Here is a 13916-nt window from a genome sequence, read left to right as displayed (position 1 = left end):
CGCGTGTCAAAAACCATCAACGTTTACTCAAATATCTTGGCTGAGTAGATAACAAATCATCGCCGCACGAAGTGGGCTTTGGCTGTAGGCTTGCCACTCACCTTGCGGATTGATAATCCGAGCATTCCACTGATCATTATCATTAATTTCAGGGGAATAGAGCCCAATTTTATTCGCATAGATAATAGGCCAGGCATCAGAAGGATTCTTGCAGTAGTCCTTACCTTTAACACCGCCATAGGGGTACCACTTATCGGGATCTTCCCCTGTCAGTAGGGCAATACTTCGGTTCACTTCAGTGTCACTTTCTTCATACCATTTGATCATCAGAATCACCGTTATCTTGAAAAGTTCTGGCTACATTACGGCGAAAATAAGACAAATTTATGACAATCAGCGCAGTATATTGAGCTAAATAAAGGGGCAAACTCACATCTGTGGAAAGATTATGCCGACTAAGCAGGAGAAGCTATCATTCTGGGTACGACGATACTCTGATACTGCCAGGTGACAGCATCAGAATCAGGAGGGGGTGTTTATCTCTCTGGAATAAAACCTTTAAAGTCGAGAGGGGAAACGATATCACTCTCCTCTTGCTCATGTCTGACACCCGTTGCGTTTTCTAGTAAAGCCTTGAGCAATTCAGTTTGCCGCTTTTGCTGTTCGGCGATTTCGTGTAACAAACGGATTTGTTCATTGGCTCGCACACTGGCACGGCTCAAAAAGAACCAGACTATCAAGAAGAAAATGACAGTAAACAGCGATAAAGCAATTGGGATGACACCCAGTGCTCCCATACTTGTATCTAACATTGACAACCCTATAACATGCGTGGCTAAGGCGCTATCTTATCACTCTGCCTACAACAAAGGGGATCTGAATAAACAATTCGCACTTAATAACGATAATCTATGGTAATAGTTATTAAGAGTTATTACTTGTAAGCACAATGGGTTATCCCTACCATGGAATAATCGAAGTAATAGCACAGATACCGGTGGAAAAAGTCCCCCCCTGATCGCAATAACTATCAAGGGCCAATAGATAAAACAAGCAACAAACGGCAATGATCCCTACCGCTGTAACAAGTTTTTTAATGTTCAAATCAGGCACCTTACTCAATGTTTTTTTTAAATTATACTGTATTAAACATCAACCATTTATAGCCAGAATGTAATTACTGATGTTCACTATGGTCTTGTAACAATATTTACATATGAATGTACTATTTAGCCTTATAATTCAATATGATTTAGGATTTTTACTATTAACTAACTTATCATTACAAGTTAAACTACTAAATAACTATCCTAAAAAAATAAGTAAAACTAATTACATGGAGTGACTACATGAGTTTATTCAGACTGGTACTGGTGGCTGCAATCATATACTTGGGCCTTCTCTTTTCTGGCTATGGTGTGCTTATTGGCAGTGAAAAAAATGCCGCAGGCATTGGTTTACAGTGTAAATATCTGACAGCCAGATCAGTTGTAACCGCTCAATTTATAAACGGTGAGAATGGGATCATTGGCGTCAGTAATTGCCCATTAGTGAAGAAAATAGGCAACAACGTTTTTGAATAAATAATTGACCTGCGGGTTTGCTACCCATAACCCGCAGTGCATTTCCCATGATCGCAAGGTAACGATCCGATAATACAGCCCTACGTGCAGGCAACCTTCACTAAGTACGGCTATTTTTGGCTAAATTTCATATCAATTAATGCAATGGCTTTCTCAATCGCTCGCTTAGTCACGGGATCCGTACCCGCCGGGTGTATAGAGAAATCAATCGCTTTAAGTTGATGGGACATTTTATCCCGCACCTCTACTGGTGCAATGATATCAATCACATCCAGGATCTGCTTAATCACCAGTTGGCAGGCAACCAGATCCGACACCAGCTCTTGGTCATTAGTAAACATTTCAGACATGCATAATTCCTTCTCAGTAATATCGCGAAAGGATATCACGCTTGCTGAAATATTTCTTTAACCCGCACTGCTATCCAGGCTTTTTGTAAACTCGCGTTACTGGAATTATCCTCGACGAATGAAACACCTACAGCCGATGTGGGAGATACGAAAAATCAATAGTCGGTACGTTTGCTATCGCCACAATGACAGAGACGAAATGGCAAGGAAACTAACGTCGATATGACGTCTGGGATAAAAAAACCAGGCATGAAGTTATCAATCGCCTGGTTCTAGGGGAAACGCTTTGTATGTAGATCGATCACAATCTTCCTAATCTCACAGTTCATCACCTCCTGCGCCTTTGCCTTTATGCAGGACCATTACTGGCATCTTTAGAAAAACGGTTACGCCCACAACCGCTATCAGAGTCATAATCACCGTTATTAACATGCGATCACCTCATCATTTTTAATTTCTATTTTTCCAAACTCAGCCCTTTATCCTCGGGATAGACCCCTTCCAGATGACACTACCCTTTTACTATGGCACCAGAAAACTCTTTTGCAAATACTGTCTGAAAAGTCTTTATGCGCTATCTTGTCCCATTGAGGCTAATTTGGGGTTTTGTGTTGTTCGATTCAACTTGTGTATACTGCTCTACTCCTATCCAGAAAAAACAGACTAAATAATGTCACAAGAAAATCATCTCGCGTTAGTCTGCGCCCTCAGCAAATGGGTCGAAACCCATCTAGGGCGGGTCATCTACCTTGAAGAGTTAGCCGCGTACTCAGGCTACTCACTTTGGCATATGCAGAAAATATTTAAAGAAGTAACAGGGATATCGCTGGGTAAATACATTCGGGAAAGGCGCTTAGCGGGTGCGGTTTATCAACTAAGAAGCAGTGACAGTACGATTTTTGATATCGCTTTGGACTTTGGCTTTGGCTCACAGTCGCATTTTACATACATGTTCAGGAAACGTTACGGCATCACCCCGTATGATTTCAGGCAAAATACCAATATTGATCTGAATATCGCGTTGCCCTTACATGCTATTCACCAAAAACTGGCATAACATCCCGCAATGCCCACTATTCGCCTCAATGCCCACGGCAGCTATCTGGCGAATGACCTTTTTCAGTTCTTTTTATAGCAATTCTGCACATCGATTGTTTGTACTTCGTTACGTTGGCGGTCCGCCATATAGGTCATCGCAAACATGACGCTAACCACAATGAGGGCAGCCAACAGTAAACCAATCAATGCAATGACTTTATTGTCATCAAACAAGCTCTTATCCATACATTCCCCCTAATTTCTATGGTGTATCATCAGATTAACCATAGGATCGCAATCAGCGTTATTGCAATCAGCAAACATGATGTTGTAAGTAAAACTACGAGCGCAAATTGCGCATCGCCAATTCCCGCAGAATAATCACTATTCGGGGTGATATTTTGTTGTTTTTTCAAAACGATACCTACTGATTGGCGCACACCAATCTTAACTCTGTATCAGAAAAATCGTGTTTTATAGTGGACATCTTTCTATCGGGCATCAGCCTAACAATCGACTATTCCAACACGATCCTGTCGTAGTCTGTGTTATAGATCAAGCCCATCCATTGTAAAGTTAGGGGCATGAACAAAACACATTAACACCGATTAAGTGTTTGCGGCGATAATGCAATGCCCCCTTGTCCGCTGCCAAATGTTGAATCGCCTACTCTATTATACCGCAATTATTCCAGTAGCGAGGCTATACACCGCGGCTAAAGCGGCGATGATGGCTACAGCAAAAAGACATTTTTCAATCGGAGCGAATATTGATCTCTTTTGCTCGCGCTTAGCGATAATAAACAACACCGTTCCTGGGCCATATATCACCGCTGACAGTAATATGTATTTCAATCCGCCCGCGTAAACCATCAATATGGCATACAGTGTTGCTATCAAAGCAAAAATAAAATCTTTCTTCCGTTCGGCTGAATCTATGGCATAGGTTTCCTGGGTCCAGGCCAATTTCAAACCATAGGCTGCAACCAGCAAATAGGGGATCAAAACTAATGAGCTGGTGAGTTCCAGTGCCAACTGAAAAGCATACTCAGTGAAGAGCGTAACAATTAAGAATAATTGGATGAAAATATTCGACATCCAAACCGCTGCCGATGGCACCCCACGCTTATTCTCCGTTGCAAATATCTGCGGCATGATGTTACTTTTGGCAGCGGAATAGAGTGCTTCCGCTGCCAATAGGGTCCATGACAAATAGGCCCCCATGACGGAGATAATCAACCCGATGCTAATAAATATAGCCCCCCATCTCCCCACAATATGTTCTAACACTCCAGCCATTGAAGGTTGACGTAAAGCGGCAAGATCAGGACGAAGCAGTACGCCATAAGAAAGCATCGTTACTAATACCAGTAAACAAAGAACGCCAATAAAGCCTAAAACAGTAGCAATACCCACATGTTTTCTTTCTTTCGCGTAACGCGAATATACACTGGCCCCCTCAATGCCCACAAAGACAAATACGGTAACCAACATAGTACTGCGCACTTGGGAGAATAACGTCTCAGATGCAGTACCAATTTCTAATGCGGCATGACCAGTATAACCATAATCATCCAGATGAGAGAGATCACCGATACCTGACAACGATTGGCTGCCCCAGAAGTTTAATGCAAAAGTATCGGTATGAAATGCAAATGCCAGAACAATAACAAAAATAAATATTGGAATCACTTTAGCAAACGTGGCAATAGTATTAATCGCTGCGGCTTCTTTGATGCCACGTAACACCATGAAATGGAAACTCCACAAGATTAATGACGCAATTAGGACTGCGGATAATGTATTGCCATCACCAAAGAGTGGAAAGAAAGCGCCCAATGTTGATTTGATCAAAACAAAATAAGAGACACTACCAATACAGGCACCGGCCCAAAAGCCGATTGCCGAAGCAAAACCAGCGTAATCACCAAATCCAGTTTTAGCATAAATATAAACACCGGAATCCAAATCCGGCTTACGCTGTGCCAGCGTCTGAAAAACAAAAGCCAGAGTCAACATCCCACCACCGGCAATAACCCATGCAATGATAGCGCCAAAACCACCAGTGGCACGGCCAAATGTGGCAGGTAAAGAGAAAATACCGGCACCGATCATTGAACCCACAACTAGAGAGGTTAATGACCACAGCGAGAGTTTTTTATTTGATGAAGCCGCCATATTCATTTCCATTTACATTAGCTAATCCAATATAAATCAGAATAACCTAATAGAAGACTAAGTCCTATAGATGTAATTCAGAGAAAATGTGAGCCTCCTTTAAAAGCTGAATATACGCCAGTGAGTGGACGTAGCAAAAAATATTAAATAATGCATATACTCGCCGTGGTAGTGTCGTTATGTCGACACCACCAAACAGACCTATTAGACATAGGTCTTGATACCATTAGAATGTAAACTGTGCATGGCTAACTTGAGTGGAATGCTTGCAGTGTAGCCAATCTAATCAATCAGGTTTTTAGTCAAATAATAACGGTGATATTCACCCAATACATTTTCTAACGTCATTTTCAATTGATAACCCTGCTTTTCATAGAACGGACGAGCCTGGAAGCTGAATGTATCGACTTGAGCGAACTTACATCCCCGCTGTATCGCTTCCTGCTCGACTGCTTTCATCAAGGTACTCCCGGCACCGGAGTGGCGTAATGCATCCGAGACCCATAGAAACTCAATACTCAGACAATTACCTAAAGTATAACCCGCTATTCCCCCCAGCTTCTCACCACCGTCCCCGGTGATAAATACTGCTAATGGTTTACGACCATTATCACCAACGAATTTACGGTTAAAAGCTTTCAACCCCTCGATGATTTCTGCAATATCTGCTGTTGTTGGGTCATCTGTCATGGTCAAATTCATCGTCACTACTCCTCGTTATTATATGACTAACAATACTCAATATAACCCCGACTGCCATGGACATTCTCACAGATAAGAATTTTATTGCTGATAATAAGTGGCAAAATAAATGCTATTAAGAACCATTTACATTTATAATGCAACGAACTGCTCTTTCTACGATTTGTATCATTTTTTCCTCTGCACTTGTAAGGATGCCTCAATGCTCCGCCGTTTCTTTTCTTATTACACCCCGTACAAAGGGCTTTTCTATCTGGACTTTGGCTGTGCTATTTTGGCCGGGTTGCTAGAATTGAGTTTCCCAATGGCGGTAAAGCTGTTCATTGATAAGTTACTCCCAAACCAAGACTGGGTGCTGATCGTCTGGGCGGCAACCGGCCTGTTGATGATTTACCTGCTCAATACTGCGCTGATGGCGATTGTTAACTACTGGGGGCACGCACTGGGTGTAGGCATCGAAACCGACATGCGCCGTCAGGCTTTTAGTCATCTGCAAAAATTATCATTCAGCTATTACGATAATATGAAGACGGGGCATATTATCACCCACGTCACCAAAGACCTTGAAGAGGTTGGAGAAATAGCCCATCACGGCCCTGAAGACCTTTTTATTGCCGTTATGACCTTTATCGGCGCATTCATCCTGATGGCCTCGGTCCATTTGCCGCTGGCGATGCTCACCATCGTCATCGTGCCCTTTATGACCTATCTGGTCAGCCGCTATGGCTCACAAATGACCGAGACTTGGCGCAAACTGTTTGGCCAAGTGGGTAATTTTAATGCCCGCATTGAAGAAAGTATCGGTGGCATTCGTGTCGTCAAAGCCTTCGCGAACGAGTCTCACGAAAAGAAATTGTTCGCCGCAGACAACGAAAATTACCGTACTACCAAACTGCGGGCTTACCGCATCATGACTACCAGTATGACCATGAGCTACCTAAGTACTCGTCTGGTGCAGTTAATTGTGATGGTTGTCGGTACCTGGTACGTAGTACATGACCAATTGAGTTACGGCGGTTTCGTCGGTTTTCTGCTATTAGTTGAAGTATTTTTCCGCCCGGTGGCGAAAATAACGTCGGTATTGGAAAGTTATCCGAAGGGAATTGCCGGTTTCAAACGATTTACTCAACTGATTGATACACAACCAGATATTGTTGACCAACCCAATGCCCGCGCTGTCGGCCATTTGCATGGCGATATTTGTTACCAGCATGTCAGTTTCGGTTATTCAGCGCAGAATAAGATTTTTACCGATTTGAACCTGCAAATCCGCGCAGGCGAAACCGTGGCATTCGTCGGGCCATCGGGGGCGGGTAAAACCACATTATGCTCGTTGCTGCCACGCTTTTATGAACTTGATGAAGGGGTAATCACGATTGATGGTATTAATATCCGTGATATGACTCAGCAATCATTGCGAAATAATATTGGTATTGTTCAGCAGGACGTTTTCTTATTTGGTGGGTCTATTCGTGAGAATATTGCTTACGGTAAACTGGATGCCAGCGACGATGAAATCATGGCCGCAGCACAACAAGCCCGGCTAGATGAGTTGATTGAAAGCCTGCCTGATGGGCTGGATACCGTTGTCGGTGAGCGTGGGGTGAAATTATCGGGTGGGCAGAAACAGCGCTTGTCCATTGCGCGCATCTTCCTGAAAAATCCCCCCATTTTGATTCTGGATGAAGCAACCTCTGCACTCGATACTGCCACTGAGCAAGCCATCCAGCTCGCGTTAACTGAATTATCACAAGGCAGAACGACATTGGTGATTGCTCATCGCTTAGCCACGATTCAAAATGCCGATCGGATCATTGTGGTCGATAAAGAAGGCATTGTGGAACAAGGCAACCACCATGAATTACTGGCCCGTAAAGGGGCCTATGCAAAATTACATAATGCCCAGTTTAGTGCTGCCTGAGACTCAGTAAAAACCCACCTACTGGTGGGCACGAATGGTAAACTGGAGGAAAATTCAGCCAAAGCCATTCCATCGCGGGCTTAAATAGGGTACAAGGACGCCATGAAAATTCCAAAACGAATCCAACCGCTGGTTGATGACGGCTTGGTTGACGAAGTCATCCGTCGTTTGAAAAGTGGCAAAGAAGCTGATGTATACGTTGTCCGTTGTGGGCAGGATATCCGTTGCGCTAAAGTCTATAAAGAAGCTGAGAACCGTAGTTTCAAACAGGCAGTGCAATATCAGGAAGGGCGTAAGGTGCGTAACAGCCGTGATGCCCGAGCCATGGCCAAGGGATCTAAATTTGGCCGTAAGCAACAAGAGGAAACCTGGCAAACTGCCGAGGTGGATGCTTTGTACCTGTTAGCCAATGCCGGTGTTCGCGTACCTCAGCCTTATGCATGCCTTGATGGTGTTTTATTGATGGAGCTGGTCACCGATGCAGACGGTCTTGCTGCCCCTCGACTGAGTGATGTGCCATTTAGCAAAGAACAAGCGCTGATTGACCATGCCGTGATGATCCAATATGTGGTACGGATGCTTTGCGCCGGTTTAGTTCATGGCGACTTATCGGAGTTTAATGTCTTAATTGATAAAGAAGGCCCGGTGATTATTGATTTACCGCAAGCCGTCAATGCAGCAGCAAACAACCATGCTAAAGCCATGCTGGAGCGTGATGTCGCGAATATGACACACTATTATGGTCAATATGCGCCAGAGCTGCTTAATCGTAAATATGCCAAAGAGATGTGGGCACTCTATGAAGACGGTAAATTGCATCCAGAAACGCAACTGACCGGTGAATTTGCAGAAAGTACCGAAGCGGCTGATGTTGAGGGCGTACTGGAGGAAATCAACGCGGTTATAGCTGAAGAGCAGGAGCGCCTGCGTGAGGCTCAGGATCACAACAGCTAGGCATTAGTATCTATCGCTAACATCTAATCTTTGTGGGGCAGTAATCGCTCGATTCCCTGCCCCACACACTCTTTACGTATCAGTTAAGCGCCACCGCTTCCACGCGGTTTCGACCCGCGGTTTTCGCCCGATATAATGCTTTATCCGCAGCAACCGACACGTCTGTCGCCGAAATAGACTCACCTGGCGCTGATACCGAAGCCACACCGATGCTGATGGTCACTCGCCCTCCTGGAGACATCCCATGGGGAATATCTAGCTCCTCAATCGAGTGACGCATGCGTTCGGCAACAGCTTTCGCATCCTCCAGAGTACTGGGCGCTAGCAACACAATAAATTCCTCGCCACCATAGCGAGCCAAAATATCTGAACCACCACGAATAGATTTTGACAAAGTTTCGACAATGGATTTCAAGCACACATCCCCCATAGCATGGCCATAAAGGTCGTTAAAACTCTTGAAATTATCAAAATCAATCATCAATACAGACAAAGCGCCACCTTCGGTCCGGTTTTTTTGCCAAATATGCTGATAGATATCATCAAAGTGGCGACGATTAGCCACCCCAGTCAATACATCGGTTTGTGACAACGCTTTGAGAATCGATTCAGACTGCTTGAGTTCAGTAATATCAAAAAACGAGCCATACCAAATAACAGACCCATCATCCTGAAGCGTTGGGAAAGACTCACCATGTAGCCAATGTGTGCCTTTGCCTGGTAGTACAACGCGAAAATTGCAGCGCCAGACAGACAGGTTCTGTTGAGAGATAACTACCGCCTGTCTTAGCACCGCCATATCATCAACATGCACGCGGCTAAATAGTGGATTTCTCTCTCTGGGTACACACAAAACATCAGCTGGTGACAGATCAAATATTTTTCTGACACCCTCGCTACAATATTTAAAATAAGATTCGCCATCGGCATCTAAATAATAAGCATAAATCATTGCCGGCAAATTCTTAGTTAAACGATCCATCATCTGCTTACTTTCTTCCAGCTCCATAAGCAGGGATTTTCTTTCCGAGACATCAGCAATCACACTAATATAACCAACAGTCTGGTTATTATCAGCGGTTATCTCATGGACACTAAGTGCTCCCCAGAAACGTTTTCCATTTTTGCGCCGATAACACCACTCGCTGGCATCACGCCGGTTAAGCAATAAATAATCCAGTTCAGCTTGTGCCTTACCATACTCTGGAATGTGCAGTATATCTGAAATAGGACATCCTAAGACTTCATCTTTAGAATAGCCAAACATTCGTTCCGCACCCACATTAAATATGGTGATGCGATTATCTAAGTCGGTAGTAATGATCGCGACCTGTTTTTCAGCATTCAACAGTACATCCAGTTGAAGATTAGATAATTTATTTTTCCCATTCTCTCTCTTCACTGGTTCACCTTGGCGGTGTTGACCAAATACTTTCCCAGTCAAAGTACTCAGGCAGTTATGATAAAAAGAAAATAAAGACATAAAGTAAATCACCTATAACTCAGAACAAGAAAATATCAAATAAAAATCACAATCAATCTACTCAACACTACTAATAATAACACTACAAATTATAACATATGCCAATGAATCAGTGTAGGTTTGGAATGATGATACTCTCTAATAGATAGCGGCAGACATTCAACTTGATAAAATCATTACATATCTCACCAAGAAAACGGAAAGAGCAATCAGTTATGATAATAACCCATTCCTATTGGATAACGAGAGTGAGCATGAATAAATTACTAATGATTTTCACAGTATCGGTGTTATTATTGAATACAATCTCTAGCTTTGCCACACAACCCATTAATAAAGAAGTACAAAAATCATCTGGCGTCACATGCAAACACCCGCCTCAAGCACCCAAAGATAAAAATGGCCGCCCATTGCCACCATCGAAAGGACACCATGATGTCCGTCCAGCAAAAGGCCCGTAGCAACATGATAGCAAGCACCTATGCCCTCCATCGCTATCAGATAAAAACCACAACAGTTAGAATGTTATATTTATTAGCATAGCTAATACTATTGTAACAATGGATAAAATGAAAGCAGACATACTTACTTGAGCTTTTTTTTACTCCAAAATTAGAAAGGTGAATTTAAATTCTCAATACAAATCAAATGCATGATAAAAATATCGGCACAAATAACTCTTCAGTCAATAACCCCCACCGATAAATTAACCTTTACGCTGGCGAGATATACCTTTATAGCCCATGCTAAATAACGAGAAAAACTCTCAACCCGGCACTAATAACATCCAGTTAAATATAACATCCAGATAAGGAAGTAAGTATGCTTTATAAATCACTGCTTAATATTGTCATTGTAATAACCACGTTTTTAACCATTAGCACGGTATTCTCTGCATCATCACCGACAACCCCGACAGATATGACCTGTAAAGAATTCCTTGATCTTAATCCGAAAAGTATGACACCAGTTGCCTTCTGGATCCTCAACAAGGATACCAAATATAAAGAAGGAGACAGCATCGACTTCCAGGAAATAGACACTGTATACACACCAAAAATAATTGATATTTGTAAAAAATTACCGGATAAAAAAATCACCGATATGAAGAAAGATATTGAGGGGGTAGCCAAGAAACCAATGTAATATAATCTTTGGCCCCACGTTACTAGAGTGGGGCTATCATTACTTTTTGGTTATTGTTTAGGAGAGATACTCATGTTAATAAGGGTTATGTTAAACAGGTTTATGTTAAAGATAATCGTGTTGATATCGATACTGGTATTACCCATCAGCCAGGCATTGGCAATTGACTGCCAAAATGCGGTGACGCAACTGGATATCAACCAGTGTGCAAATTCAGATTATAAGAAAGCAGATACCGAATTGAACCGTATTTATAAACAGGTTTTGGCCAAGACACCCGCCACTCAAAGAGCGCTCTTAAAGAGTGCACAACTTACCTGGATAAAATACCGCGACGCAGATTGTACCTTCCAATCATCAGCCACCGAAGGTGGTTCAGTGCATCCTATGATTATCTCTGCTTGTTTGACCCATAAAACTGAAGCTCGCTCAGCAGAACTACTGTCATTCCTCAATTGCGCGGAAGGTGATCTAAGTTGCCCCTTATAGCCTGCTGTGATTAGCGTTGCCGAATCGTCGAAGGCGTCAGGCCATAAGCCACTTTAAAGCAGTTACTGAAGTGACTGGCAGAGCTGAAACCACATTCCAGGGCAATATGAATAAGCGGCATCATGCTATGTTTCAATAGCTGTTCTGCGCGAGATAACCGCGCTTTCAACACAAATTGATGTGGTGCCAGCCCAGTGTTCTGCTTAAACATCCGTGCAAAATGGAACTCACTTAACCCTGCCTGTTCAGCAAGATCTGACAACAGCAACGGCTGTGAAAGATGTCCGTCAATATACTCTTTCACTCTTTTTAACACTGCCGGAGACAACCCACCGCGAATCACGGGGATTGCCCACTGCAACTGAGTGTAGTTTTTTAATAAATGGGTCATTAACAAGGTCGCAGCACTGCTGAGAGCTAAATGATTTGCCTGTTCTTGCCAGTTACAATTCAGTAAAAATTGGCGATATAGCAGCGTTATTTGCGGATCTTCTGCGAAAATTCGCTCATCAACCTGAATTGACTGGGGGCTACGCTCCCAGATCTGTTCGGCAAGCTGGCGCAGATGCTTATCAGTGCAATATAAATGTACAAATGACAAATCATCCCGCACATCCCAACTGGATAAGCTGCCCTTTGGCATAATACAAAAACGATCTGGGCCACCACCGTTTTTCCAGCCAGCGCGTGTTTTGTGATAGCACTCATAACCATCTGCAACATACAAGCTCAAGGTGTGATGATCGGGGCTTTCCTGTGTAATGCAGTCATCGCGGTTAGACCAGGCAGCCAATTGAATACCCGAGCCAAGTTGCACACAATCATGCAAGCGGGCTTTGTGTTCTTTTAGGGTTTCAAAGGCTTGATACCGTTCCAACATTGTACTGACTTCCTTTGGGTACGCGCATGAAACCAGTTTAATGGCTTGCCAGGCGGCAGACTATATTTTCCAGCTATTTATCGTAAAAATGCGCAAGATTTTGCAATTTAAAGCAAGCCGCTGAAAGCGCCGCCCCTTCCTATACCGGATACTAGCGTTTTCTAGCTGTGATGAGAAATAACGATGACCGCGCTGCTTTATTTGTTAGTTGTACTGATCTGGGGAACGACCTGGATTGCCATTACCCTACAACAGCAAGCTGATGTTGCTATTACTGTGTCCATTTTTTATCGGTTTGCGCTTGCGGCCGGCACCATGATGATCGTCTTATTACTCGCCCGCCGATTGCGGCAGCTCGCGGTGCGTGACCACCTTTTTTGCGTTGCACAGGGGATTTGTGTTTTTGCCTTTAATTTTTACTGTTTCTATCATGCTGCGGCTTATATCAGTAGTGGCCTGGAGTCAGTTATTTTCTCAATGGCGGTACTGTTTAATGCCATCAATGGCATGATTTTCTTTCGCCAACGCCTAAGCCCTAACCTGCTGCCAGCCAGTATCCTCGGCATGATAGGTATTGTTGCTTTGTTCTGGCAAGATCTGACCGCCACACAAATGGCCCCGGAATTACTTAAAGGTATCGGCCTAAGTTTGCTGGGTACCTATGGTTTTTCACTGGGCAATATGATCAGTAGCCGCCACCAGCGGAAGGGATTGGATATTCTGTCAACCAATGCTTATGCCATGACTTATGGCGCGGTAGCGATGGGACTTTTCAGTTTGATTCAACAACACTCTTTTACTCTCGAATTCACACCACGCTACCTTGGCTCATTACTGTATCTGGCTATCTTCGGTTCCGTGATTGCATTTGCCGCCTACTTCAGCTTGATTGGCCGAATCGGAGCCAGTGGTGCGGCTTATAGCACCTTGTTATTTCCACTAGTGGCACTGACCATATCAACCTTCTATGAAGGCTATCACTGGCACCTGAATGCCATTATTGGTCTGCTATTAATCTTATTGGGTAATTTAGTGATGTTCTCACGGCCTGGTATGGTGCAATCCTGGTTTAAGCGCCGCCATTATAGCCTGCCACAAAGGTAACCAATAATATTACTGAACAATTGCAAACAATTAAGCGTGTGGGGATGCTGACTGCTTTAGCGGCTTACCACTAAATATATTTATCCGGG

Annotated in this window: 17 protein-coding genes; 8 read left to right on the top strand and 9 right to left on the bottom strand. The window is 43.5% G+C overall.

The annotated features are described in order from the left end of the window. Positions 1-27: 27 nt before the first annotated feature. From EL015_RS09310 to mgrB, 3 genes are all read right to left on the bottom strand, one after another. Positions 28-327 carry a phage protein NinX family protein gene (locus EL015_RS09310; protein ID WP_042569956.1) on the bottom strand — a complete coding sequence of 100 codons (300 nt, stop codon included), beginning with the start codon at positions 325-327 and terminating at the stop codon, positions 28-30. A gap of 209 nt (positions 328-536) precedes the next feature. Further along, a complete protein-coding gene (locus tag EL015_RS09305) occupies positions 537-812 on the bottom strand; it encodes a YebO family protein (protein WP_042569957.1) in 276 nt (91 codons plus the stop codon). 148 nt (positions 813-960) lie between these two features. Beyond that, positions 961-1104, bottom strand: coding sequence for a PhoP/PhoQ regulatory lipoprotein MgrB (mgrB, locus tag EL015_RS09300; RefSeq protein ID WP_071843574.1), 144 nt, complete (start codon positions 1102-1104; stop codon positions 961-963). 245 nt (positions 1105-1349) lie between these two features. Between mgrB and EL015_RS09295 the strand changes: the two genes are divergently transcribed. Then, positions 1350-1583, top strand: a complete 234-nt coding sequence (locus EL015_RS09295; RefSeq protein WP_042569958.1) for a YobH family protein — start codon at positions 1350-1352, stop codon at positions 1581-1583. 110 nt (positions 1584-1693) lie between these two features. Here EL015_RS09295 and EL015_RS09290 read toward each other — a convergent pair whose 3' ends face one another. Continuing rightward, positions 1694-1933, bottom strand: a complete 240-nt coding sequence (locus tag EL015_RS09290) for a DUF2766 family protein (protein ID WP_005183051.1) — start codon at positions 1931-1933, stop codon at positions 1694-1696. A gap of 670 nt (positions 1934-2603) precedes the next feature. On the opposite strand from EL015_RS09290, the gene EL015_RS09285 reads away from it, so the two are divergent. Beyond that, positions 2604-2990 (top strand): helix-turn-helix domain-containing protein, encoded by a 387-nt coding sequence (locus tag EL015_RS09285; protein ID WP_032905829.1) that lies wholly within the window; start codon positions 2604-2606, stop codon positions 2988-2990. 62 nt (positions 2991-3052) lie between these two features. Here EL015_RS09285 and EL015_RS09280 read toward each other — a convergent pair whose 3' ends face one another. The 3 genes from EL015_RS09280 to EL015_RS09270 form a co-directional block, all read right to left on the bottom strand. Next, the gene (locus EL015_RS09280) at positions 3053-3217 is read right to left on the bottom strand and encodes a hypothetical protein (RefSeq protein ID WP_005183055.1); all 165 of its coding nucleotides are present in this window, start codon (positions 3215-3217) and stop codon (positions 3053-3055) included. 428 nt (positions 3218-3645) lie between these two features. Next, on the bottom strand, positions 3646-5148 hold the full coding sequence (locus EL015_RS09275) for a basic amino acid/polyamine antiporter (protein WP_032905830.1): 1503 nt from the start codon (positions 5146-5148) through the stop codon (positions 3646-3648). Positions 5149-5430: 282 nt separating this feature from the next. After that, a complete protein-coding gene (locus tag EL015_RS09270) occupies positions 5431-5850 on the bottom strand; it encodes a GNAT family N-acetyltransferase (protein ID WP_005183064.1) in 420 nt (139 codons plus the stop codon). Positions 5851-6052: 202 nt separating this feature from the next. On the opposite strand from EL015_RS09270, the gene EL015_RS09265 reads away from it, so the two are divergent. Together EL015_RS09265 and EL015_RS09260 are read left to right on the top strand one after the other, a co-directional pair. Beyond that, entirely contained in the window at positions 6053-7771 is a 1719-nt protein-coding gene (locus tag EL015_RS09265) for an ABC transporter ATP-binding protein (RefSeq protein WP_005183065.1), read from the top strand. A gap of 102 nt (positions 7772-7873) precedes the next feature. Continuing rightward, positions 7874-8725, top strand: a complete 852-nt coding sequence (locus EL015_RS09260; RefSeq protein WP_005183066.1) for a PA4780 family RIO1-like protein kinase — start codon at positions 7874-7876, stop codon at positions 8723-8725. A 79-nt stretch (positions 8726-8804) separates the two neighbouring features. Here the strand turns inward: EL015_RS09260 and EL015_RS09255 are convergent, their stop codons facing one another. Then, a complete protein-coding gene (locus tag EL015_RS09255; protein WP_032905832.1) occupies positions 8805-10208 on the bottom strand; it encodes a sensor domain-containing diguanylate cyclase in 1404 nt (467 codons plus the stop codon). Between the two features lie 254 nt (positions 10209-10462). Between EL015_RS09255 and EL015_RS09250 the strand changes: the two genes are divergently transcribed. From EL015_RS09250 to EL015_RS09240, 3 genes are all read left to right on the top strand, one after another. Continuing rightward, positions 10463-10669: a hypothetical protein gene (locus tag EL015_RS09250; RefSeq protein WP_050413734.1), complete on the top strand. Its 207-nt coding sequence runs from the start codon at positions 10463-10465 to the stop codon at positions 10667-10669. Between the two features lie 361 nt (positions 10670-11030). Continuing rightward, positions 11031-11354 (top strand): acid-activated periplasmic chaperone HdeB, encoded by a 324-nt coding sequence (gene hdeB, locus EL015_RS09245; protein WP_005183070.1) that lies wholly within the window; start codon positions 11031-11033, stop codon positions 11352-11354. Between the two features lie 102 nt (positions 11355-11456). Next, a complete protein-coding gene (locus EL015_RS09240) occupies positions 11457-11843 on the top strand; it encodes a lysozyme inhibitor LprI family protein (protein WP_042569963.1) in 387 nt (128 codons plus the stop codon). A gap of 10 nt (positions 11844-11853) precedes the next feature. Here EL015_RS09240 and EL015_RS09235 read toward each other — a convergent pair whose 3' ends face one another. Then, on the bottom strand, positions 11854-12723 hold the full coding sequence (locus EL015_RS09235; RefSeq protein WP_005183074.1) for a helix-turn-helix domain-containing protein: 870 nt from the start codon (positions 12721-12723) through the stop codon (positions 11854-11856). Positions 12724-12906: 183 nt separating this feature from the next. Between EL015_RS09235 and EL015_RS09230 the strand changes: the two genes are divergently transcribed. After that, positions 12907-13827, top strand: a complete 921-nt coding sequence (locus EL015_RS09230) for a DMT family transporter (RefSeq protein WP_005183075.1) — start codon at positions 12907-12909, stop codon at positions 13825-13827. Positions 13828-13916 lie beyond the last annotated feature (89 nt).

The organism is Yersinia intermedia (genome assembly GCF_900635455.1).
GTDB classification, from domain to species: domain Bacteria; phylum Pseudomonadota; class Gammaproteobacteria; order Enterobacterales; family Enterobacteriaceae; genus Yersinia; species Yersinia intermedia.
This window is presented reverse-complemented; position numbering and strand designations above follow the sequence as displayed.

Coding starts and splice junctions, on each gene's coding strand:
- EL015_RS09310 (WP_042569956.1), bottom strand. CDS start 327: ATGATCAAATGGTATGAAGAAAGTGACACTGAAGTGAACCGAAGTATT.
- EL015_RS09305 (WP_042569957.1), bottom strand. CDS start 812: ATGTTAGATACAAGTATGGGAGCACTGGGTGTCATCCCAATTGCTTTA.
- EL015_RS09295 (WP_042569958.1), top strand. CDS start 1,350: ATGAGTTTATTCAGACTGGTACTGGTGGCTGCAATCATATACTTGGGC.
- EL015_RS09290 (WP_005183051.1), bottom strand. CDS start 1,933: ATGTCTGAAATGTTTACTAATGACCAAGAGCTGGTGTCGGATCTGGTT.
- EL015_RS09285 (WP_032905829.1), top strand. CDS start 2,604: ATGTCACAAGAAAATCATCTCGCGTTAGTCTGCGCCCTCAGCAAATGG.
- EL015_RS09280 (WP_005183055.1), bottom strand. CDS start 3,217: ATGGATAAGAGCTTGTTTGATGACAATAAAGTCATTGCATTGATTGGT.
- EL015_RS09275 (WP_032905830.1), bottom strand. CDS start 5,148: ATGGCGGCTTCATCAAATAAAAAACTCTCGCTGTGGTCATTAACCTCT.
- EL015_RS09270 (WP_005183064.1), bottom strand. CDS start 5,850: ATGAATTTGACCATGACAGATGACCCAACAACAGCAGATATTGCAGAA.
- EL015_RS09265 (WP_005183065.1), top strand. CDS start 6,053: ATGCTCCGCCGTTTCTTTTCTTATTACACCCCGTACAAAGGGCTTTTC.
- EL015_RS09260 (WP_005183066.1), top strand. CDS start 7,874: ATGAAAATTCCAAAACGAATCCAACCGCTGGTTGATGACGGCTTGGTT.
- EL015_RS09255 (WP_032905832.1), bottom strand. CDS start 10,208: ATGTCTTTATTTTCTTTTTATCATAACTGCCTGAGTACTTTGACTGGG.
- EL015_RS09250 (WP_050413734.1), top strand. CDS start 10,463: ATGAATAAATTACTAATGATTTTCACAGTATCGGTGTTATTATTGAAT.
- hdeB (WP_005183070.1), top strand. CDS start 11,031: ATGCTTTATAAATCACTGCTTAATATTGTCATTGTAATAACCACGTTT.
- EL015_RS09240 (WP_042569963.1), top strand. CDS start 11,457: ATGTTAAAGATAATCGTGTTGATATCGATACTGGTATTACCCATCAGC.
- EL015_RS09235 (WP_005183074.1), bottom strand. CDS start 12,723: ATGTTGGAACGGTATCAAGCCTTTGAAACCCTAAAAGAACACAAAGCC.
- EL015_RS09230 (WP_005183075.1), top strand. CDS start 12,907: ATGACCGCGCTGCTTTATTTGTTAGTTGTACTGATCTGGGGAACGACC.